The organism is Sodalis sp. (in: enterobacteria), assembly GCF_036327475.1.
Lineage (GTDB): Bacteria > Pseudomonadota > Gammaproteobacteria > Enterobacterales > Enterobacteriaceae.
This window is the reverse complement of record NZ_CP132913.1, coordinates 332,643-354,318: the sequence shown is the minus strand read 5'-3', so window position 1 is coordinate 354,318 and position 21,676 is coordinate 332,643. Positions and strand designations below refer to the sequence as shown.

Genomic DNA, 21,676 nt, shown 5'->3' with positions numbered 1-21,676 from the left:
GCGTAGGCGAACCAGTGCCGAGCCTTTGCCCGGCATCACCGGCCAGCGGGTGCGCGCTGAACGGGTCGGCGTTTGAAAGGCGGCCATTATAAAGGAATTTCAGACACAGTATAAGCCCGTCTACGCTGCCAGCGCCCTGTCGCTGAAATTAGTAATTTTCCTCTAAATATTGATAAAATTCACCGCGACACTACTGCATCCTGCATAAGCTAGCATATTCTTAGCTGACCGACCAAGCTCCACCCGCGGGTATCTTGCAACATTGACTCACGGATATCCCATGTTTAAGTTCAGTCTTTCTCGTACCATACTGCCTTGGTGTTCATCAATTTACAAGCAGGGATTTTACCTTGCAGCTGCGCCGACGCGGTATTCAACCCGTTGTCTTGAGTGGGATTTCCACTAATATTAGCGTGGAACCCACCGCACGTAATGCCTGTGGGCTAGATTTCGAGCTGGTGCTGGTGGAAGATATTTGCAGAGCCCGCGATAGGGTACAGCATAACAGTAGCTTCTAGCACGTCTCCTACACCTTGACCGCGCGCGCCGCAATGCGAAAGACACCATGATGCTCCATGCGTATGTTGGCAGACTGCGCACGTCATTTCAACTGCGTGAAGGACAATACCACGCTGTATGACTTCTCGATGCTGGGCGAGAATGCACTATTACGGTCAACGACGCGGAAATATCACTAGCGCGCCGCACCGGCATGGGTGCCACTTATACGCGTTGATGCTAATGGTGCTGCTTGGTCTCTGGTTCATGCCTTGGATGTAGTGTTCAGCTGGCAGTGAGAACGGCACGCGGCAGCGCGCGGGGTACATGCTTTATCGCCGCTTTCTGATGGAATTTTGTACAACGACGCCTATTTACCATGATCCATCGTGATGACCTTTTCTCAGCGCCCATAGCCAGTCTGGGCGACTGGACTTTCGATGATCGCGTCGCCGAAGTCTTTCCTGATATGATCCAGAGTTCCATCCCCGGCTATTCCAATATTATTTCAATGATCGGAATGTTGGTCGGCCGATTTGCCTGTGCGGGAACGCAGATTTACGATCTCGACTGTGCCCTTGGCGTCGAGACGCTCGCAATGCGCCGCGCCATCAACCACATCGATTACCGCATTATCGCGGTGGATAACTCGCCGGCGATAATAGCCCGCTGTCGGTGCCATATCGAAGCGTTCCGCACGGAGCGCCAACAGAGATTTTCGAAGGGGATATATGCACCGTCTCTATCAAAAAACCTCGCTGGTGGTACTCTATTTCACTTTGCAATTTCCGAAAATTCAGTTTTCAGGATCGGCGCACTATTGTTCGAGCAGCATGCTAGACATGGTGGAAATGCATAAACAGCGTCTGGCCGAAGAAGCAGGTTTCAAGTTATGCCGAGGTTTGGTTCCAACCAATGCCTCAATTTCGACTCATTGATTGCCATTAATCCGGAGGCGGGCAGTGAGTCAATTTGCCGATTTTGTTATCAACTTATCGCCAAGAGGCCATTGAGCCACTGTCTCAATACTCTTCCTGTACAACTGATCGAGTGGGAGCACACTTCGTTACACGGCAAGTTTACCCAGTGGTTTAGGGCGGTGGAAAAACCGCCGACGCTGACCCCGCGTGTCTGGATCTGCTGCACGGCGTAAGCGCTGGCAGCCATCCACCGTTGCCCATCGGATAGCAGGCAGAATCAACCCTGCTGCGCCAGCTGATGCCGTTTCGTAAAGGCCATTTGCTTCATGGTATCACTATCGACCGGGCATTGAGCAGTTACCGGATTGGCCACCTTTTGGCACCGTGTTTTCCATGGGGTGCTATATCATTGCCGCTCGTCACTCGATCATCTGTTGCAGTTGAAAAATCAATTAGTCAGCGGCGGTGAACTGATATTGGAAACCCTTGTCATCGAAGATGATCAGAGCCAGGTACTAGTCCCCAGAGAGCATTATACCAAAATGCGCAATGCCCACTTCATTCCTTCACCCGTCGCTCTGATCGGCTGGTTGGAAAATGCGGGTTTGTAAATGTGCGTCAGGTGGATATATCTGTGACCAATACTGATGAACAGCGGCGTACGACGTGGATGTCGAATCCCTGGCGAATTTCTTGCACTCCGGCAACTCACGATTGACCATCGATGGCCACCCCGCTCCGCTGCGGGCGGTTATTGTGGCGGAGAAACCCTGACAGCAAAGAGTGCGTGTGGCCCAAGTGCTCCTTCAACGCCGATCTACGCCCCTCATCGCGACTCTGCGCCCCATCATCATAACGGCAGGTGTGCTGATGCGTTCGGTGGCCCACGTGGGCTAAGGGTGTGAGGACCAGCGTCATAGCGTCGGGCCAAGTAAAGCCGCTAAGAGCGGCTAACGCAAGATAAAAGACGCCCCACAAGAGGTTGGAGCTTCTTACTTGCAGACATCAGATGGGTTTTAGCGTGTGTGCGGCAAAATCGGTTATCACGCCGGACGCGTCGCGATGGGTAACACGGTCAGCGCATGTTTCATGTTGGTTACCATTTTACCGTCTACCCGATAACGGCTGAACTCGTCCGCTTTACTGTCGGCGCTTTTCTGGTAGCGCATGCCGAAGGTGACAAATTGACCAGAGGAGCTATGCAGCTCTTGGATCCAGCCTTGCATGAATGTATGCAGATTTAATAATTGGATCACGACTCAACTCGGTCAGTTCCCTCAATAACACCAAACCAACACCAAACCTGTTTCCGCGCTTTGCTGTTGATCGAAACTTAGGATGCGCGTACCATCCCCTAAATCGATTAATCGCCGCAGCGCCTGATAAGGATTGAGGCACATATCGAAGGCGCGGTGAAAGTGACCGCCATGGTGACGGCAAGGTGCATAATGCACCGCATACACGTCAGGTCAACGTGCCCGTCCGCATCGCCCGTCCGCATCAAGTAGGTCAATCACCAACCACGGAAAGTCCGACACGAGAACCTGTACAACATCATTAAGCATTAAGCATCACCTCACACTCGTCAGCGCTGTAGCAAAATTGCTGTCGCGCGGGCAATAATGGGATGAACCGGAAACGCAACGCGCTCCGTACAGCCTGTAGCGTTCAAAACCGGGTGTCAATCCCCACCTCTTTTGGGCCACAACAGAGCTCAATCCGGCCTGCTCAAGCTTGCTCAGCTGTTATAGCGCACTCCAGTTGTATCAGCAAACTTCCATTTAGGATGGTATCCTACTCTTCTTAACGGCCCTGAATTACTGGCATAGCACACTATGCCAACAAATGGCTAATTGTGCAGGGAAAAGACTTTAACATACAATTTCGATGAATGTATCGACTGGCGTCACAGCGATAGCTATAAATGGCAAAAGTCCGCCGGAGGGGACGTTATCTACTCTGGGTGGCCGACACCGATTTTCGCCCCCTCCTTGTGTTATTGAGGCGTTGCACGCCCGCGTCGAACGCGACATGTTTGGATACGGCTCGTCGCCGACGGATCTGATCAAGATTCTCATCCAGAGGAGCGCGAACGCTATCAATGGGAGGTCAAGGCACAGTGGCTCGTTTTTCTGCTGAAGCTGATAAGTGGCCTGCATCTGGCAGTCCACGTGCTGACCGCGGAAGACGAGGCGATGCCGTGCACAGCGGCTGTCGCCAATGCGACACGATACCAATCGCTGGTGTGTAAATTGCGCCGGCACTGATCCAGCACTAACCGGCAATAAACGCCTGTTGGTGCTGCGCAATCCCCATAACCCAGGTGGGAAGTGCCTATCGTCGCGAAGAGCTTTTACAGCACCTACCCTTTACCTGTGAGTACGATCTGCTTTGTGTGCTCGGATGAAATTCATTGCAATTTATTGCTAACCCCGGTTTGTGGTATATCCCCTTCGCGTCCCTGGACGAAAATGTAGCCATAACATAGTATTACTCTCATATCGCCGTCGACAAACTTCGATATTGCCGGACTCGTGGCATTGGTAGCGGTCATATCCAATGCACGTCTGCGCGTGAAATTCGCCACGCCACGCACGAGCTTGGTGCCGGCCGTGGATGTGCTGGCCTTTTAGAGCAAGCGCTGCCTGGCGCGGCGGCCAAGATTGGCTCGTAATGGATTGCTTGTTCTTTTAACACCAACGGCGTCGTCAGTTCAAACGGTACAATGTTACGATCGTTTCTCGTTTTATTTAAAACGCGTCCGTATTGGGATAAGCCCTGACACCAGTGTTGCGCCGTCACGGTTTGATGACAGAGCACGGCAATATAATTGATAGATTTTTGTCAAGATACCTCATCTATTCGTTAAAGCGTATAGTTCAGCGTCAAAGCACATTAAATCGATTTTGTAAATCCAATAATTGCAGAATTGCCCCGTATCGCGCCATGCCTGCCTGGCTCATCGCGCTGCAGGCCGCTTCGCCCCTACGATTGGGCGGCAGGCGACCGCAACAATGGAGCATTAATCTGTTAATTTGCAAGAGGCGTTTAATGGCAATAGTTATCATACTTAATGGAAAGAGTAATGTTCGTCCTAATTCAACATGACACTTACAAACATCAGCTTGATCTTATATTCTAAAGTGATTATAGGCGTAAAATGTAGGTATATTCTTAAGGCGTATCGAGCGGATTGTGCGTTCAGGTTATTTCAACTACTTTAGACACATAAATAATCGAATATATATAAAATGCTATTATTAACTTTATGCCTGTTGCTGGTTATCGCCGCCGCTATTGTTAATGCTCCTCATCCCGCTCTGTTTTACTTTTGCGCTCGTTAAATCCGTCTTACCTGCTCTACTGATTCCCTCCGCCGCTTATGGTATAAACATGGTTTATTTTTCGGATCTGACTACCGTGGCCGCCCGGTTATGGTGGCGTAGTCAGCTTGCCAGGGAATGTCAGCGCTCTGCCTGCCTCCCACCAATGCAATAAAGGTATTCCGGTGAACATCCACACACTTCTCTCTGAAAAAATCCAGCAGGCGCTGATAGCTGCAGGCGCGAGCGCTGACTGTGAAGCGCAGGTTCGGCACTCTACCAAGACCCAATTCGGCGATTATCAAGCCAATGGCGTTATGGCGATCGCCAAACAACTCGGCCTGCCGCCCCGCGCGCTGGCGGAAAAAGTCGTCGGCTTGCTTGATTTGAAGGGCATCGCGCGCAAAATCGACATCGCTGGTCCCGGTTTTATCAATATTTTTCTTGACACGCGTTGGCTTGAGAATCAACTGGTCGCGGCACTTTCTTCGCCGCGTCTAGGGGTTGCAAGGGTCACGCCGCAAACAATTGTGGTGGATTACTCTGCCCCAAATATCGCCAAAGAAATGCATGTCGGCCATGTACGTTCGACCATCATCGGCGACGCCTCGGTGCGCACGCTGACGTTTTTGGGCCATAACGTTATTCGTGCCAACCACGTCGGAGATTGGGGAACACAGTTCGGCATGCTGATTGCTTACCTGGAAAAAGTGCAGGACGGCGGTGAAGCAGAAATGCAACTCTCCAGTTTGGAAAACTTTTATCGTGCCGCCAAACAGCACTATGATGAGGATCCAGCTTTCGCCGAACGCGCGCGTGGCTATGTGGTGAAGCTCCAGGGCGGCGATGAGCATTGTCGGCGGATGTGGCGCAAGCTGGTGGATGTCACCATGGCGCAGAATCAGAAAACCTATGACCGACTCAACGTGACGCTCAAGCGCGAAGACGTCATGGGCGAAAGCCTCTACAATGCCATGCTCCCCGAGATCGTGGCGGATTTGAAGGCCAAAGGGTTGGCAGTAGAGAGCGAAGGCGTTATCGTGGTGTTCCTTGAGGAATTCAAAAATAAAGAAGGCGAGCCCATGGGGGTGATCATCCAGAAAAAGGATGGCGCTTATCTCTATACTACCACCGATATCGCCTGCGCCAAATACCGATATGAAACGCTGAAAGCCGATCGCATCATTTACTATATCGATTCACGTCAGCATCAGCATTTAATGCAGGCCTGGACCATCGCGCGAAAGGCCGGCTACGTACCTGAATCGGTATCACTTGAACATCACATGTTCGGCATGATGTTGGGTAAGGACGGCAAGCCGTTTAAAACCCGGGCCGGCGAAACTATAAAACTCACTGACCTGCTGGACGAAGCGCTGGAACGCGCGCGCCGTCTAGTTGCCGATAAAAATCCCACCATAGATGATGCTGAGCTGGAAAGGTTGGCACAAGCGGTGGGTATTGGTGCGGTAAAGTATGCAGATTTGTCGAAAAGCCGCACCACAAATTACGTTTTCGACTGGGACAATATGCTGAGTTTCGAGGGCAATACTGCGCCTTACATACAATACGCTTACACCCGCGTCGTCTCAATATTCAAACGCAGTGGCAAGAATGAACAGCAGCTCAGCGGCTCTATTCAACTGGCGGTGAAACAGGAAACTCAGCTGGCGGTTTGTTTGCTGCAGCTGGAAGAGGCCATTATGACGGTAGCGCGTGACGGCACGTCACACGTATTGTGTGCCTATCTTTATGATTTGGCAGTGCTGTTTTCCGCGTTCTACGAACACTGTCCGATCCTGACAGCCGAGAACGAAGCGTTACGCCAAAGTCGTCTGCAGCTGGCGCTGCTCACCGCACGTACCTTGAAACAAGGATTAGATCTGTTGGGGATCGAAACGGTCGAGCGGATGTAGTCGTGGTTTAATCCTGGATAGCACCGCCCCTGAGCGCCGTGATCGTTGAGTAAGCCAGCCCGCACTAAGCGGGCTGGCTTTTGCGGGAGAGGGTTTAGTGAACCTGTACCGAGCGCGCGAAGTGGCGCGGACGGAATCCCACCAGCCACAGCGTGGCGAAATAAATAATAGCACCTATCACCACCACGCCCATCAGACGCAACAGCCGACAGAACATGGCACCCTGCGCCCAGTCCGGCATCACCGACAGCAGCCAAACCAGCGCCGCCGCCATGATAATGACCGCCAGAATCAGACGGCAGAAAAAGCCGAGCCAGCCCGGCTGCGGCTGAAACAGTTTTTGTCGGCGCAGCTGCCAGTACAAGAGCCCAGCGTTGAGACAGGCGGATAAGCCAATGGACAGAGACAAACCGGCGTGTTTCAGCGGGCCAATAAAGGTCAAGTTCATCAGTTGTGTCATGACCAGCGTAATCATTGCCACGCGCACCGGCGTTTTGATGTCCTGGCGGGAGTAAAACCCCGGGGCCAACACTTTCACCAAAATCAGGCCGACCAGGCCCACCGAGTAGGCTATTAGCGCGCGCTGGGTCATCAAGGCGTCAAAGGCGGAAAATTTGCCGTACTGGAACAGTGCCACCGTCAGCGGGCGCGCCAGAATGCCGAGCGCCACCGCGCTGGGCAGCGCCAGAATGAAACATAAGCGTAATCCCCAATCCAGCAGATGGGAGTATTCATCTTGATCGCCATGGGTAAAACTGCGCGACAGCGAGGGCAGTAGAATAGTCCCCAACGCCACGCCAAGTACACCGAAAGGGAACTCCATCAGGCGGTCAGCGTAATACATCCAGGAGACGGAACCGAACACCAGAAAGGAGGCAAATATAGTATTGATAATCAGCGAGATTTGGCTGACTGACACGCCGAGAATGGCCGATCCCATTTGCCGCAGCACGCGCCATACGCCAGCGTCGCGAAACTGCACTCTTGGCAGCACCAGCATGCCGATTTTTTTCAGGTATGGCAACTGGTAGCCTAACTGGAGAACGCCGCCGGCCACCACCGCCCAGGCCAGCGCCATCACCGGCGGATGAAACAGCGGCGCCGCTAGCAGCGCGAAACCGATCATGCTGACGTTAAGCAATGTTGGCGCGAACGCCGGCACTGAAAACCGGTTCCAAGTATTCAGTACCGCGCCCACCAGCGAGGTGAGGGAAATTAACAAAATATAAGGAAAGGTGACACGTAACAGCGCGATCGTCAGTGCGAATTTTTCCGGCGTATCGGTAAACCCCGGCGCAGTGACCATAATGATCCAAGGCGCGGCCAGCATACCGGCGATAGTGATCAGCACCAGCACCAGCGTAAACAGGCCGGCGATATAGGCGACAAACACGCGTGTTGCCGCCTCTCCCTGCTGGCTCTTATATTCCGCCAAAATGGGCACAAACACCTGGGAGAAAGCACCTTCGGCGAAAATACGCCGCAGCAGATTAGGAATTTTGAAGGCGACAAAAAAGGCGTCGCTCGCCATAGCGGCGCCAAACACCCGCGCCACGATAGCATCGCGAATGAACCCCAGTACGCGGGAGAGAAGTGTGATAGCGCTGACCTCTGTCAGCGATTTCAATAAATTCATGGTAGTGTTTTTTATTCCGCCCGGACGCCATCAGCCTAAGTTTGGCGCGCCTCCCGGTAAATCTTGAGCCGTTAAGGTGTGCTTAGTCTACCCTGTGCTCGGAGAAAATCACTACCCTCCGTAGCGGCGTTGCGATAACGGCCGGTGATGCCGCTCGTCGGAGAACAGTCCGGCCATATACTGCATACTGCGAGCGTTGTGGCGTACGAATATCAAACTTCACGCTCCGCGAGCAGTCGCTCAATCCAGTGCTGCGCACTGATGCTTTCCTCGCCATCGAAGCATATCGGGTCTAGTTCGCCGCGCAGTCAACAAAGTGCTCTATCGCGCCGAGGAACCCACTCTGTATTAATACCGTCTGCCAGGCGGGGCAGCATTTCCCCTGGCGTTCCCGCACATGTCCATTGATAACGGCTTATCTCCTCTACCCGATAGAGCACGCTGCGGGTCACGGCGGTGACGGTTTCCTGCTGACTGCCGCCTGGCGGTGCGTAGCGGTGGTAAGCAGACCCTCGCCGTAGAGAAACGAGCGCTCGACGTACAACAAGTTCAACCATAAGGCAGTGTCCACGACGTGCAGATAATCATCTAAAAGCATAAAATGCACGTCCTGCGGCCCGACGCTGTCGCTACGATGCTTATCCATATGCAACAAAGCAACGTGCTGCATGTCCTGTTTGAGAGCCGGGCGGCCAGCGCGCAGCGCTCCGACTATCCATGGCGGTCGCCAGCGGCCTATCCACATACACTGCTAACCGCGCTTGAGCAAACACCCACCACCGCGAAATGACTTTCGGTACTGCTATGGATAAACATGGCGTCGCACTGCCGCGCGAGTTCATCTATGCGCGCAAGACGGGGAAAATAATGCCAATTCGTAATATCATACTGTTCACCAAAAAACACTAGCGACCGGGAGTCCCATTCACTGTAGGTCAATGCCATCAGAATATGGTCTCGCCACTGGCCATCGATCAATAAATACCCTTTCGCATAATCTTCGCGAATAAATCCAAGCCGCGTCAGTAGAGCGATGATTGTGAGGCATGCAATTTGCCATTATTGTAGCGCTTCAAACATCAGCCCTTCCCTTGCCACATTTCTCCAAGCGAATAGCCGAGAAGACTCCGCGAATTTCCGTTTCCAGCGGGATCTGGCGCAAAATAATAGGCGTTGGCCCGTCGATGCATTTCGTTGATCATTCCCAGGCGCATTTACTAACCTGAGGGATAACAATGACTCTCGTCGCATAGCGGCTCCCCAGGGTTTGAATAATCCCAATTAGCTGTATAACTACGCCAAACGGTAATCGTCCCGTTCATTGGCAGACGTATCACAAGCCGATCGGTAACCAGCCGCGCCTTTTGTGATACTGAGTGATAGCTGGACATCTTTCCTCCGCACTCTCGTTTTGGCTACCTGAACCGACGTAGTTGTCAACGCAGCGGTACCATTACCCGCTCGCATGTTTCACCTTAGCCTCATGCCGCGTTTTTGGTGGCGCCTTTGCCAAAAGACTGGAGCGAAGCCGATAATTATCGTCTGTATGCTGATGCGCGCCCTAGTGTTCGTATTTCGTATGAATGAGCATTTCCTGAGCATTTCCAACGAGCCCTGGCTGCTTTGACTCTTCTGTGTGCTCCCTTGGGAGTGAGAGGGTTTCTATTCGCTGTTAATGATGCAAGACAGCGTTTGCGCCGTCATCGGCATGCTGCTCGGCAATTGGCTGCTGCGCTATGATTTTAAATTGGTGTGCCTGGCCGGCGCAGTACTGTTTGTATTCGTAGCCATCTTTAACGCCTGCCTGTTGCCAGGGTACCGCATTTCCACCGTACACGCGCCGATGCTAGAAGGCATGCGCCTAGTGCTGCACGATCAGCCCTTAGCGACCTGCGTGTTGACCTTAGCGACCTGCGTGTTGACCTTAACCGACTACTATAATCCGCGAAAAGCGCTTCAGGTTGAAAACCTGACTAGCTGAGCTTATTCCCTATCGGCCTGATCCAGGATTTGCGCGCCCCGTTCATGTTAATTGGACTTTTACATCGGTTCTATCATTGCCGAACCCGCGCGACGTTTGGCACATCGCTGGCGGACAACCGCGCCTGCGGTAGCTTATGGGATTTAGTCGCCTGTGAGCCTGGCGCTGGGCGATGCCATCGATTATGGTGGCGTCTGGCCATATGATGTCGGCAACCTGCTGGAGATTCCGTAGATTTTCTGGTTCATGTTGGGGCTGATAGGTTTTATTACCTTGCTGTGGTTGTACTATCAATTTCAGCAGCGCCCCATTTGGCTCGCGATGCTCAACGGTCACGATGAAAGCTCCTGACGGTGTGCTCGCCAGACTCCCCCTTGCATGAGCACTGCCCCTTTTGGAATGACGATGAAACCACCCAATGGAGCAGAAAATAGTGCCGATCAGCATCGACAAATAGCTAAAGGACATCAGCGAAACCGCGCGGCATCTTACTCCACCGAGTAGGCCAGAAACATCAGCTAACAGCTGCGCGATCTGGTTCCGCTGATTAAGCAGTCCAATGTCTGCAACGGAGAAGATCCGAAGACGATATTCGCCTGTTTCCACTGACTGTGCTCGTTAACCCTCTCTTGTAAGGGATGAACGATCTATGAGGAGGGGATGAGATGAGGTAAACGCTTCACGTTGGCGATGATGTTTGGGATCTACTGCTGAGCGGCTGTGATCGGTTTACGTATTACAGCTTCAGCGAACAAAAGTGAATGATTATCTGCAGCAATACAATGATTTCCGTAAATCCATCGGCATCTCGGCTAATATCATTAATGTCGTTTCCCTGCTGAGTTCAACAGGCTGGCGCTGAAAGTGCCAGCCCTACTACGACCCCAAGCAGGGTGCCATTTATCTTAAAGATGTGCAACTGATCAATGATCAGGTCAACCAGGAAAAACTGGCCGGTACGCTGCGCACGCTGGAACCTTATCTTCAGCAATCGTTAAGGAGCTGATTCGGTTCCAAGCCGGCTTACCATCTGGACACCAATCGCAGCAAAAGCGAGGCGTTAGCAAAAAACTGGCGAAAGAGATTGATGTCAAGTCGAGTGAACCGGTGATTCTTTTTACCCGTTTACACCCACGCCGCGGCAAACCTGCCACGCGTGACGCCCGCATGGGCTCTGGTTCTGGCGTAACTTCATGGAGAGCACAAACAGCTGAGATACAACGGGTAGTTGGTCAACATGGCGCGCGCTCCTCCAGTAAAGTCGCTGCAGTGTGGGGAATCTGGCAAGGGAGAAAACACCAGCAAAGCATGGGTCATTGACCCATGCTCACTAACGGCGTAGGCGCGACACACCGTCAAGGCGTGAGCGCTTGCATATCGCCAGAGGGGGTAATTTCCTTATTGCAGAACTAACGGTAAGCACGGGTGAGAAATAGCGGAAGCTTCTTAGAGCCGCCGCGCCAATTAACTCATGAAGGAGTACGCCAATGGGTAGAATATGGCGCAAGCGATTACCCTGACGTACCCTTCTCAGGCGTGTTACTTCTTCCTGCTCTACGTCGTAACCCAGCTCGTTACGTAACACAGGTAGTGCTTCACGACAGAGAATTGCCAGCGCCCCGATAGAATCGGGCACATATTCTTGTTGTACGTAAGCAGCACGTCTTGTTTCAGCGGCCAATAATGCTCGGCGAGCTTATTCTGCGCGACAAGCGCAAGCAAAAGTGAGAGTACCCCATCCTTCACGGTAAATAATACGCCAAGAGCGTCAGGCACACCAGCAAAATCATTCATCTCTTCCTCCCTCATCTGTCTTGCGACTGTCTCAAACGCCGTGTATCCACCTCTTATGAGGCAAGACAAGACATTTGGGAAATGAAGACAGCAAATGAGGTTAAACGAATAACTAAAAAGGTTAATTAATACTCCTATTCTAGTTTAACAAATAAAGCGTAGCGACTTTTATGGTGAAAATCCTAAATTACAGCGTTTTGCAGGAAAATAGCCGACTTTTTCCCGTTTTCACCACCTGGGGTGGTTGTAAAAAACCGGGTTTGCATCAGACGTTAAATATTTTATATATCGCGCCATTTAGGATAATGCTTATATAACTATATGAAATTACTGACAATCAAAAGCCTTTCCAAACGCATCACTACCACCGTTCATTAATATCACCAATGAACCCAGCATAGCATAACAAGACCATCAATTTCACTTATTTTCTAAGCTTAGCATGTCCTTTTCTGGGCGGATAAACACAAAGTCAGAAACTATATTGACGCTACCATCGGTGAAAAGTATTTGATCAAGCAATGTTGTCGCTGTGACGATCGGCCGCAACCGCTGTCAGTTGATACGGCGTCAACAGCGCCGGCGGCCCCACGGCAGGCTTCCAGGGTCATTGATGAACTCTTCATGCCTAGCCCGTATAGGCGTTACCCGCGCATGTCATCCCGCTGACCTTTGTCTGATGCTTATTCCGATCAAAGCTTGCAGGGAATGAGGATCTGGCGGTACCTGTTTTCTCTGGCACAACGGCGCTATTATCAGAAACGCAAAATAGTTTTTTATGTCTGACACTCTGTGTTTTATTGACTACGACCCTGATTTTTTTATTTAACGGGAACACCCCGCTTGCTGCCAGACAAGATGGACAATACAGAACGACTATAGCATGTTATCTTGCACCTGTTCGCTAAAGACAACCCTGTATTACTTCACGCCAACCGATGCATAAGCGCCACGGGCGGCTTGGAAGATGCCTATTTTATCCCAAGAGCGGCACGATAACGCCACAAGCCATAAAACCCGCTACAGCGAATTTTATATGAAATCAGATCTCAGGATGAGATGCAATGATCTGATCAAATAACTTTATCTAAAATAGATTTCATCTGATTTCAGTTGTCGAGCCTAATAATAAGATATAGTTTCAGCGTGAAATATTCGTCACTGGAGTCTGGTATAAGCGTCGCAGCTGACAATCGAGCGCTACGGTTTACTTATACTCATCATAAATTATTTCATGTGGCTTATGTCTACTTAAGTGAAGCTCAAGTTTAAGATGTTTATGTTTTTTGGCGCGGCGCTGATGATATGTCGATTATAACATGGAATATACTGAGGTCGTGATTATGCTCCTGTTTCTATTGAGCACCTTTCAGCATTCATGATATTTACAAATCCAATTTTGATGCTAGGTTGCGGTCAAAAATCAATTTAATTATTAACAATTGTACTTTATAGCTCTTATTATCCTGAACCTGGCTTTTGTTTACCTTAAGCTGAGTCTGGTTTAGTTTGCTGTTGTCTATATCGTGGCTAGTAGTTTGTGCCATATTCTCCGATTCCTGTTTAGCTATTCACAAAAATTGCTCAATCATCGTGTGAAAACAAACTGGATATGCGCGGTCACTACCTGTTTTAGCATAATGGGTACCGTGGCGTACCGAGTGATCGTCATGAATGCCGGATTTGCGATAAAGATTCCGCTTATCATCGCGCTTAATATTGCGCTTAATAGTTATCTCATCTCTCTGTATGGAATTATGGAATAGAAGGAGCAGCGTTTGCCATGTTGCTTTCAGAATTTTCATCCCTTTTATACTCAACACCTTCTTCAGAAAAGGCCTCATCACCGGCCGGATATTTTTAAGAGTATACCTTTGTTAATTTTCTGAGGTTAAACAATACACTAAATCCAATCGCTAAGACCGCTAATGGTTCAGGCTTCAACCAGGTGGTGTATGATAAATCGGCGATCGCCTTTGACGAACTCAGCGCCACTACCCGGTTTAGACCAAGAGCAGTTTTTATAAAATGTCGCGCGAAAAGCACTATATACAAACATTAAGCTCTGCCTGTTGTTGATGGAGGAAGCACTGCTGATTGACAGGTATATACCTAACGATATAAAATTCCTCATATGGGATTACAAGATAGCCCGGAGCCCGATGCCGATGGCAAAGCCAAAACATATTTTCCTCATGACCTCGCTTGCCAAGCGCATAGCTAAAGATTTCTCATATTTGCGCGTCGACTTTCATGAGGCCAACACAAAATCTACTTCGGTGCATTGATCTTTATCTCCGGCGGAGGGCTGGCCGTATCTATCCAGAGGAAATACAGCATAAGTGAGGCAGTTTTCATTGATTAACAGAACAGGCCAGCTCAACAGCGGGTTAAGCACTGCAATCCTGCCAGTGTGGTTTCCTCTTTTAACAAGCATGTAGTTTGAGGCGCTTCAATGTTATTGCTATCCCGCCCTGCTAAGGCAGGTAGTGATGCCTCTTGCCCGTTTACTAGATTATGATGCCATCCTTATGGCGTAATGGCCGGCAATTTGCCAACGGGATTGCGCAGCCATTTCGCGTGGGGCAATAGCTATCAATGATAAATCGAATAAACGCTCACGCCGTGAGCAATCAGTATTTGTAACCAAAATTACACTTGACCATCAACAGACGAATCAATACAGTAATGTCTACTCGGCAGTTAACGGGTGGTGAGGTGTCCGAGTGGCTGAAGGAGCACGCCTGGAAAGTGTGTATACGTGAAAGTGTATCGAGGGTTCGAATCCCTCCCTCACCGCCAGCATGACAATAAGAAAGCCCGCCTGCAAACCCCGGCTTTTCGCTTTGTTTATCCCGCACGGAAAAACGCATTGCGTCACATCCCCGTTAATGATAACTAAGGCATTCTCACCCAACATGGTCAGGAACATCTGCATTTTATTGACCGTCACCTCCTGCACTTCGTCCAAATGACCATAAACGTTCGCCCGCGCATGTATGCAAAGGGCGCGATTTCCACCTTGTCGATTTCAGCAAAAATGTTATAGGCCGGACGGAAATGCGGGCAAATTTCTTGGCGATATCACCGGGACCGGGAAGAAATCCAAGATTCTCCTCTGCCTGCAACATGGGTCGGGTAACAATTATCCGCTCAACCTCTTTAGGAAAATTTTACTGCACCCGATTTCACCGGTGGTGAAGATTAACTGTTTAGTTTCAATGAGCCTTGTTACTCGCTTCTGTCGCCAATGTATCGCGGCTGTCGCGCGTGCCGTGCCGATTGATTCAATCCCGCTCGCTTGCACAAGAGAAGTGACTGAGTCATTTCACACATTTGGTGGTTGCGTGATTCGCGACGAATGACGCATTTTGCTTCACGAACGAGCTTTGATCACTGCCTTATTCTTCCCATAGTGGCGCCTTGCAGTTTGTCACTTTCCGCATGGACCAAGCCAATGGATACATTTGACAGGCTGAACGGGAAAAGTATGTGGGTAACCACAATGGGCGTGAGAGGAAGTATGATCACCGCAGGTGGCACTGAAGTAAGCAGAGTACAGGCCATTCGGCCCTTCGCCATTACTTTACGAAAGCAGGCTCTGCGTCTCGCGGCCCCAAGTCTTGCGTAAGATGACGATACGGGTTATCGTGTCACGCCATAGACGGCCTGCCCAAGCTGTTCAGTTTTGGAAGAGTTTTTTAAAATCGGTCAAGAAAGGCTGCCGACAATGCACAACGTCGTTCTTTTGATTACCACAATCATTTCTTGAAAGCGCTCTTGCGCTCGCCAAGTGGCATGCTGAGGGCTTTATCCAACGCGGCTGCGACGCCGTCGCGATCGTGGGGATTAACCAACAGCGCTGAGGTAAGCTCGTTGGTCGCGCCGGCAAAATGGGAGAAAATCAGCACACCTGGATCCTCAGGATTTTGTGAAGCGATATACTCCTTGGCAACCAAATTCATTCCGTCGCACAGCGGCATTACCAGCTTCTACCTCACGGCGGCGGAAAATTTTCATCAACAGACCGCGTTATAATGCTGATTGAGATAAAACAGCGGCGTCCATTCCAATGTGGAAAAGTGGCCATTGATACGGCTGGCTTCGATCTCAAGTTCATGCCGGATATCCTGATGCGCCTGCACATCGCCCCGCAATGTCGGCGCAATCTGGAAGTCAGGAATATTGCTACAATGCTGTGGATAATTCCACGGTAGCGTCTCATGGGCCTGAAAGCACTCCGGTAACCCTTTAGAATAATCCAGCCGGTCTACACTAATAATCAACTGACCGTTTATCTTATCGCGCAAATGGGCAAGCCTTGGCGGTAATGGCCCTTCCACCGGTTCTCGAATACTTTCCGGCTCGACGCCAATGGGAGAGACCCAGGTCGTCACCGGCTTGTTGTGAGCCTTGATACGATCATCGTCCAATCTTCCACGGTGGTGACCAATGTCGGGTTCTCAATGAACGCCTGGCGATCGCTTTCCGCCTGAAAGCCCAATAAATCATGCTCGCATAACTTCTCTAACGGCTCCTTGCCGAGCGGTAAGGCATTGAAGATTTTCGAGGTGGAAATATGCAGAAAGAAACCGATACGGTTTTTCATGCCAAACTTACGGCAGGTGGCGTCGAACGGCAATAAAGGATTATCATATATCCAAAGAATATCGTCTTCGTTCATCAGCGGCTTAAGACGTCTCATCAGCATTTCATTGACGCGACAATAGCCATTACAATCTTCATGCTGATATTGCACCAAATCGAAACGGTAATGAAAGGCTAACCAGATAATGGTATTGAGGTAATATTGATCGTATTCGTTTTGCTTTTATTTTTCCATTCCAGCCAAACCACAATTCACTTTGATCTTTCAGTTAATCCATTATGCCGACGGCCAGGCCACTGTGCTTTCCTTTTATTATTTTGATAATGTCAGATCAATCGGTGCAAGCGTTAACCTGTTTGAAAGTGGATTCATCTGTCAGGTTGTCGCCGATAAAATAATGGTATCCGTCCGACAAACGGAGGTTCTTGCATGAATGCCGCTTATGGAGTGAATTCAGGTCTTCGTCATGCTCCTTGGTATGTGCTTTTACCAGCACCTAGCTTTCTTTGTACGGTGGTTTTCCGCCTGAGTCGCGGTGACAGCAAAATAAGTATAGTCATGAAAACAACTCTGTCATAACCTAGCCAAGGTCGCTCTTCCACCTCTAACATAAAAACGCACGGCAAAGTAATGGTCGAAGCATCGACCTAGGCGTGGTCATTAAAGCCCGCTAACGCCGATGACGGCGCGGCAAGGAGGACTTACCGCCAACGCCTTATGCTCTTCGCCTTACGTCCTTTCCACCCGGCCCGCAGGTGTTGGATCGGTTCAGGTCAATTAACTTCAGCCAAAAACTGCCGTGTCCGGTTGAGTATTTACAAATCTCTTTAGTGAGCGGCATCTATACTCTCACCGTATTACGTTTATACTCTCGCCGTATTACGTTTAACGCCATAAAATAGTCATTAAAAATTTTAGCATATTTCTATGCTTACAGCGCGGCTAAAAATTATTAGCTTAATTAATGAATTTTTCTTATTTATAGTTAGATTATTATACGATGAAGAGGTGCTGCCTCCCCGCGCCAGCAGGGAATTTGGGACGGCTCTGCGCGTGATTGGTGCTCCGGAGTTTGCCGATCGATTTGTTAAGAAACAGTGATTGATGGTGTACATTGAGAATGGTCCGAAAGAAATATAATTGATTAAGATCACAGTTTCATCGTAAAACAGATAAATAAATTCAAGTAAGAGTACGCTATGGCAATAATTATTATTGACTCATGCAGTTATACCTAACTAGAGCTGATGGACTTTTAACAGAAACAGGGGTAAACGTCGAAATATCAATACGGTAAATAACATTGCGCAACTTCAGGCCAAATACGATAAGTTTAAGTCGGCAATGGTGTTCATCAACGATGAGTGCTTTATTCATGAATTTGATGTAGAGAATTAAACGCATTATTATAGCTCATCCAGAAACGTTTTTTCATTTTATTGAGATGACGAATATCCATTTTGGAGATTATCTGTTTATTCGCACAAATCTTATTATTGTAGAAATCTATCAAGCTAGCCACGCTCAATTCCCTCATTGTGTGATACTGCAAAAATCGCATGATCGGGCATACCCATCTAACTGGTCTGAATATCAATTCCGTACATCTGAGTCAAACCGAATCTAATATGTTGCGTATATGAATATCGGGACAAGATACGATACAGATTTCTTGAAATATGCAGAGCAAAGCCAAAATGGTTTCGTCCAACAAAGGTAATATTAAAGGCAAAATCAAGACTCACAATAATCGAGTAATTTACCACATCGTGCGTTTAACGAAAACCGTCATCTCGTGTATTTTTTGTTAATGCGTACTGACGGGGCGGTGTAGTGTGTTCCGCCGGCGCAGCACCGTGCTGCTAGAAGCAGTAGTGATTGCCGGTGCCGCCAAAATCATCCGCGCTACAATAGCAAGCACATGGAATCCACTCCGCTATAAATTAGGAGCATTCCTATAACCCACAAACAGGCTTTCAGTTTCAGATTAACATTTGTCCACTCAACAACCATCCAAATAACTATTATTTCGATCAATAAGCCATCGTATATACTGATTGCTGGAGAGGCGGCCAGGTGGACGCCATGATGTAGAAGAGGCGGAGAACAATATGCCGAGCTTGACCGACCCCCTATTAGTGATAACCGATTTAGATGGTTCTTTGCTAGATCACCATACCTATAGCTGGCAGCCTGCCGCGCCCTGGCTTGTGAAATTGAAAGCCAACGACATACCAATTGTCATCTGTTCGAGTAAAACCACGGCTGAAATCGTCACATTGCAAATGCAACTGGGTTTGCTGGGGGAACCGTTTATTGCTGAAAACGGCGGCGCTTTACAGCTTGACGCGCGATGGCCAAACGCACAGGTATCGGCCCTCGGCTTTACAGGTAAGGATTACACCGCCCTGCGTGCCATCATGACGCGCCTGCGCGAGGTGCAAGGCTACAAGTTTTTTGGCTTTGGCGATGTGACCGCCAATGAAGTCGCGGAATGGACCGATCTTGGCGTGAGAGAGGCACAGCTGGCCAAAGCTCGCCAAGCCTCAGAGGCGTTTATTTGGCGCGACACCGACGACAGACTTGCCGCTTTTGCCGCCGAACTGGCGGCGGAGGATTTGGCCATCACCGAGGGCGGCAGATTTTACCACGTCATGTCGCGAGGCAGCGGTAAAGGCGCCGCGGTACACTGGCTTCTTGAACAGTACCGCCAGCACGACGGCCAGCGCTGGCAAGCCCTCGGTCTGGGAGACGGTCTAAACGATCAATCCATGCTCAACGCAGTAAATTATGCCGTGATTATCCGCGGGTACAGTAAAACGCCGGTGGTACTGCCCTCGGCGCATCGGTCCATTTATCGCACTCATGCCTACGGACCGGAAGGTTGGGTGGAAGGTTTGAACCATTTCATTACCGAGGCGTAATTGAGGTCATACCCACAACAATTCAATAAAATATAGCCATTGGAGGTTGTTTTATGAGCGATTTTCATCAAAATGGAATTATTGCCAATTTCCATAACCTGTCCGATCGAAAAGTGAAAGAATTGGAGGCCGAGCTCATGGGCTTCTCCCGCAAACGAAAAATGGGGGTTATCCTTCCTTCGCTATTTTCCGAACTCGAGGGGCCGGCACTCACCCGTATCATAGACGAATTAGCGCGTGTCCCTTACCTGGAAGAAATCGTCATCGGTCTGGATCGCGCCAACCGCGAGCAGTTTCTTCACGCCCGAGATTTTTTTTCTCGCTTGCCGCAGCACCATCGTATTTTATGGCATGATGGGCCGCGATTGAAAGCCATTGATGCCGAATTGGAAAAAGAGGGTTTATCCCCCACCGAAGCGGGTAAGGGGCGCAATGTCTGGTTTTGTACCGGCTACACCCTGGCCTCGGATCGCACCTTGGCGGTTGCTCTGCACGACTGTGATATCGTCACCTATGACCGCGGCATGCTGGCGCGCTTACTCTATCCGGTGGTGCATCCACGTTTCAGCTATGAATTCTGTAAAGGGTTTTACGCACGTGTTGCCAATGGCAAGATGAACGGCCGCGTGGTGCGCCTATTGGTGGGGCCGCTTTTGCGTTCGCTGGAGAACGTGTATGGACAATCTGAATATTTGGATTACCTAAACAGTTTTCGTTACCCGTTGTCCGGCGAATTCGCGATGCGTACCCGGGTCATGCATGATATGAAGATCCCTGGTGATTGGGGGCTGGAGATCGGCCTGTTGTCGGAAATCTACCGCAACTACTCACCCAATCACATTTGTCAGGTTGAAATTGCCGATAATTACGATCATAAACATCAACCACTTGCAGAAGAGGATGGTTCGGGCGGTCTGAAACGGATGAGTAACGATATTATCCAATCACTTTATCGTAAACTGGCAACGATGGGCGTGAACCTCACCAGCGATTCTTTTCGCGTTCTAAAAGCTACATATTATCGTAACGCATTGGATATTATAGATTTTTATCAACATGATGCTATCATGAACGGCTTGAGTTTTGATCAGCACAGCGAAGAAGCCGCGGTGGAATTATTCATGCAGCACATACTCGATGCTGGCCAGGCGTTTATCGAACGTCCGAACGATAAACCTTTCATTCCAAGCTGGAGCCGCGTACAGTCTGCCTTTCCAAATATCATGCAGCGTATTTATGATGCAGTCGAAGAAGACAATAAAGGGAATATCTAATACTCAGCGCCGTGACGTCGGCCGGGGATCCCCGGCCGTTTTGTTAACTCCGCACCCGGTGGCCGCAAGGGCCTTGCAGCCACCGGGTGCGCTGCAGCGTTTCTCTGACGTCCCATCAGGCAGTCCAATCAAGGATTAGACTTACTAGAATTGAAACCTGATGAACCTCTGGTGGCCACCCTTGCAGACTGGTTGAGGATCATCTGGATCGCAATATCACTTTACCGGCAATCGCCGCCCTCTCCAGCTACTCCATCTGGCATATGCAGAGTTTGTGTGGGCTGCTACCGTCATGGTCATGGACTGTTGCTATATCCGCGACGTAAATTGTCAGAAACCGTACCTCAATCGTAATAATTCACCACACTATTTTGAAAATATTTTGACGTCACGCCACAGGACCTGCTGCAACAAGCCCGCCCTACCCTTGCAGCTCACACCGCGACTGCACATATCTCCTCCTCACAATTCCACGCATTAGCTCAGCCTCACCCGGCGAGCCAAATGTTTTTATTCTCTTAATAATTAAAATAAAATGGTGAATGGCATAATTCAGAAAATCTTCCTAGTGTAACCTGAGATCTTTTGGCCCGTCAATGGCGAACTTTTTGATATCACGCCTCGGTGACGAACTTTATTTAAATGAATAATAATGGATTAATATATTACCCATCTTCTAACCGCCATAATGTTGCGATACCCCTCGAAGACCCATTTCGTGACCGAGAATGTCTTGCCAAGGAAAAGTTTAGTAATCGGCATGCGACATGGCACAGGCGAAAACCGCGCACGCTTTAGCGA

15 protein-coding genes, 1 tRNA gene and 6 pseudogenes are annotated in these 21,676 nt (G+C 49.7%); 12 read left to right on the top strand and 10 right to left on the bottom strand.

Going from position 1 to position 21,676, the window contains the following annotated elements; genetic code table 11:
- Window positions 1-275 precede the first annotated feature (275 nt).
- The 3 genes and pseudogenes from GPOALKHO_RS01920 to GPOALKHO_RS01910 all read left to right on the top strand — a co-directional run bounded on the left by GPOALKHO_RS01920 (window position 276) and on the right by GPOALKHO_RS01910 (window position 2,192).
- Window positions 276-518 (top strand): isochorismatase family protein, encoded by a 243-nt coding sequence (locus GPOALKHO_RS01920; RefSeq protein ID WP_406703324.1) that lies wholly within the window; start codon window positions 276-278, stop codon window positions 516-518.
- A gap of 359 nt (window positions 519-877) precedes the next feature.
- A pseudogene (locus tag GPOALKHO_RS01915) lies at window positions 878-1,286 on the top strand (carboxy-S-adenosyl-L-methionine synthase CmoA); the annotation flags it as partial.
- Between the two features lie 182 nt (window positions 1,287-1,468).
- Window positions 1,469-2,192: pseudogene (locus GPOALKHO_RS01910) on the top strand (DUF1698 domain-containing protein).
- A gap of 269 nt (window positions 2,193-2,461) precedes the next feature.
- Here GPOALKHO_RS01910 and GPOALKHO_RS01905 read toward each other — a convergent pair.
- From GPOALKHO_RS01905 to GPOALKHO_RS01895, 3 genes are all read right to left on the bottom strand, one after another.
- Complete coding sequence (locus GPOALKHO_RS01905; protein WP_406702738.1) at window positions 2,462-2,644, bottom strand: hypothetical protein; 183 nt, start codon at window positions 2,642-2,644, stop codon at window positions 2,462-2,464.
- 51 nt (window positions 2,645-2,695) lie between these two features.
- Window positions 2,696-2,818 (bottom strand): hypothetical protein, encoded by a 123-nt coding sequence (locus GPOALKHO_RS01900; protein WP_406702736.1) that lies wholly within the window; start codon window positions 2,816-2,818, stop codon window positions 2,696-2,698.
- A 1,150-nt stretch (window positions 2,819-3,968) separates the two neighbouring features.
- A complete protein-coding gene (locus GPOALKHO_RS01895; protein WP_406703322.1) occupies window positions 3,969-4,244 on the bottom strand; it encodes a VOC family protein in 276 nt (91 codons plus the stop codon).
- Window positions 4,245-4,926: 682 nt separating this feature from the next.
- On the opposite strand from GPOALKHO_RS01895, the gene argS reads away from it, so the two are divergent.
- Window positions 4,927-6,657: an arginine--tRNA ligase gene (gene argS / locus GPOALKHO_RS01890; RefSeq protein WP_406703321.1), complete on the top strand. Its 1,731-nt coding sequence runs from the start codon at window positions 4,927-4,929 to the stop codon at window positions 6,655-6,657.
- A 94-nt stretch (window positions 6,658-6,751) separates the two neighbouring features.
- Here argS and murJ read toward each other — a convergent pair whose 3' ends face one another.
- Both murJ and GPOALKHO_RS01880 read right to left on the bottom strand, forming a co-directional pair.
- A complete protein-coding gene (murJ, locus tag GPOALKHO_RS01885; RefSeq protein ID WP_406702735.1) occupies window positions 6,752-8,293 on the bottom strand; it encodes a murein biosynthesis integral membrane protein MurJ in 1,542 nt (513 codons plus the stop codon).
- 448 nt (window positions 8,294-8,741) lie between these two features.
- Window positions 8,742-8,939 carry a hypothetical protein gene (locus GPOALKHO_RS01880; protein WP_406702733.1) on the bottom strand — a complete coding sequence of 66 codons (198 nt, stop codon included), beginning with the start codon at window positions 8,937-8,939 and terminating at the stop codon, window positions 8,742-8,744.
- On the opposite strand from GPOALKHO_RS01880, the gene GPOALKHO_RS01875 reads away from it, so the two are divergent.
- Window positions 8,940-9,083 (top strand): hypothetical protein, encoded by a 144-nt coding sequence (locus GPOALKHO_RS01875; RefSeq protein WP_406703522.1) that lies wholly within the window; start codon window positions 8,940-8,942, stop codon window positions 9,081-9,083. It abuts the gene before it with no gap.
- Between the two features lie 131 nt (window positions 9,084-9,214).
- Here GPOALKHO_RS01875 and GPOALKHO_RS01870 read toward each other — a convergent pair.
- A pseudogene (locus tag GPOALKHO_RS01870) lies at window positions 9,215-9,615 on the bottom strand (30S ribosomal protein S5 alanine N-acetyltransferase); the annotation flags it as partial.
- Window positions 9,616-9,968: 353 nt separating this feature from the next.
- On the opposite strand from GPOALKHO_RS01870, the gene GPOALKHO_RS01865 reads away from it, so the two are divergent.
- The gene (locus GPOALKHO_RS01865; RefSeq protein WP_406702731.1) at window positions 9,969-10,274 is read left to right on the top strand and encodes a hypothetical protein; all 306 of its coding nucleotides are present in this window, start codon (window positions 9,969-9,971) and stop codon (window positions 10,272-10,274) included.
- Window positions 10,275-11,187: 913 nt separating this feature from the next.
- Window positions 11,188-11,280, top strand: a complete 93-nt coding sequence (locus tag GPOALKHO_RS01860; protein ID WP_406702729.1) for a hypothetical protein — start codon at window positions 11,188-11,190, stop codon at window positions 11,278-11,280.
- A gap of 548 nt (window positions 11,281-11,828) precedes the next feature.
- On the opposite strand, the gene GPOALKHO_RS01855 is transcribed toward GPOALKHO_RS01860, so the two are convergent.
- Complete coding sequence (locus GPOALKHO_RS01855) at window positions 11,829-12,068, bottom strand: hypothetical protein (RefSeq protein WP_406702728.1); 240 nt, start codon at window positions 12,066-12,068, stop codon at window positions 11,829-11,831.
- A 1,580-nt stretch (window positions 12,069-13,648) separates the two neighbouring features.
- Here GPOALKHO_RS01855 and GPOALKHO_RS01850 point away from each other — a divergent pair.
- Window positions 13,649-13,834, top strand: coding sequence for a hypothetical protein (locus tag GPOALKHO_RS01850; protein WP_406702727.1), 186 nt, complete (start codon window positions 13,649-13,651; stop codon window positions 13,832-13,834).
- 946 nt (window positions 13,835-14,780) lie between these two features.
- A tRNA-Ser gene (locus tag GPOALKHO_RS01845) sits at window positions 14,781-14,870 on the top strand.
- Between the two features lie 22 nt (window positions 14,871-14,892).
- On the opposite strand, the pseudogene GPOALKHO_RS01840 reads toward GPOALKHO_RS01845, so the two are convergent.
- The 3 genes and pseudogenes from GPOALKHO_RS01840 to GPOALKHO_RS01830 form a co-directional block, all read right to left on the bottom strand.
- Window positions 14,893-15,465 (bottom strand): annotated as a pseudogene (locus GPOALKHO_RS01840) (PhoH family protein); the annotation flags it as partial.
- A gap of 364 nt (window positions 15,466-15,829) precedes the next feature.
- A pseudogene (locus tag GPOALKHO_RS01835) lies at window positions 15,830-16,465 on the bottom strand (trehalose-6-phosphate synthase).
- The gene (locus GPOALKHO_RS01830) at window positions 16,462-16,860 is read right to left on the bottom strand and encodes a trehalose-6-phosphate synthase (RefSeq protein ID WP_406703320.1); all 399 of its coding nucleotides are present in this window, start codon (window positions 16,858-16,860) and stop codon (window positions 16,462-16,464) included. The pseudogene GPOALKHO_RS01835 and the gene GPOALKHO_RS01830 overlap by 4 nt, the downstream one beginning before the upstream one ends.
- A 1,064-nt stretch (window positions 16,861-17,924) precedes the next feature.
- Here GPOALKHO_RS01830 and rcsA point away from each other — a divergent pair.
- The 3 genes and pseudogenes from rcsA (at window position 17,925) to GPOALKHO_RS01815 (ending at window position 20,875) form a co-directional block, all read left to right on the top strand.
- Window positions 17,925-18,488 (top strand): annotated as a pseudogene (rcsA, locus tag GPOALKHO_RS01825) (transcriptional regulator RcsA).
- 300 nt (window positions 18,489-18,788) lie between these two features.
- A complete protein-coding gene (locus tag GPOALKHO_RS01820) occupies window positions 18,789-19,601 on the top strand; it encodes a mannosyl-3-phosphoglycerate phosphatase-related protein (protein WP_406702726.1) in 813 nt (270 codons plus the stop codon).
- A gap of 53 nt (window positions 19,602-19,654) precedes the next feature.
- Window positions 19,655-20,875, top strand: a complete 1,221-nt coding sequence (locus tag GPOALKHO_RS01815) for a glycosyl transferase (RefSeq protein ID WP_406702725.1) — start codon at window positions 19,655-19,657, stop codon at window positions 20,873-20,875.
- Window positions 20,876-21,676 lie beyond the last annotated feature (801 nt).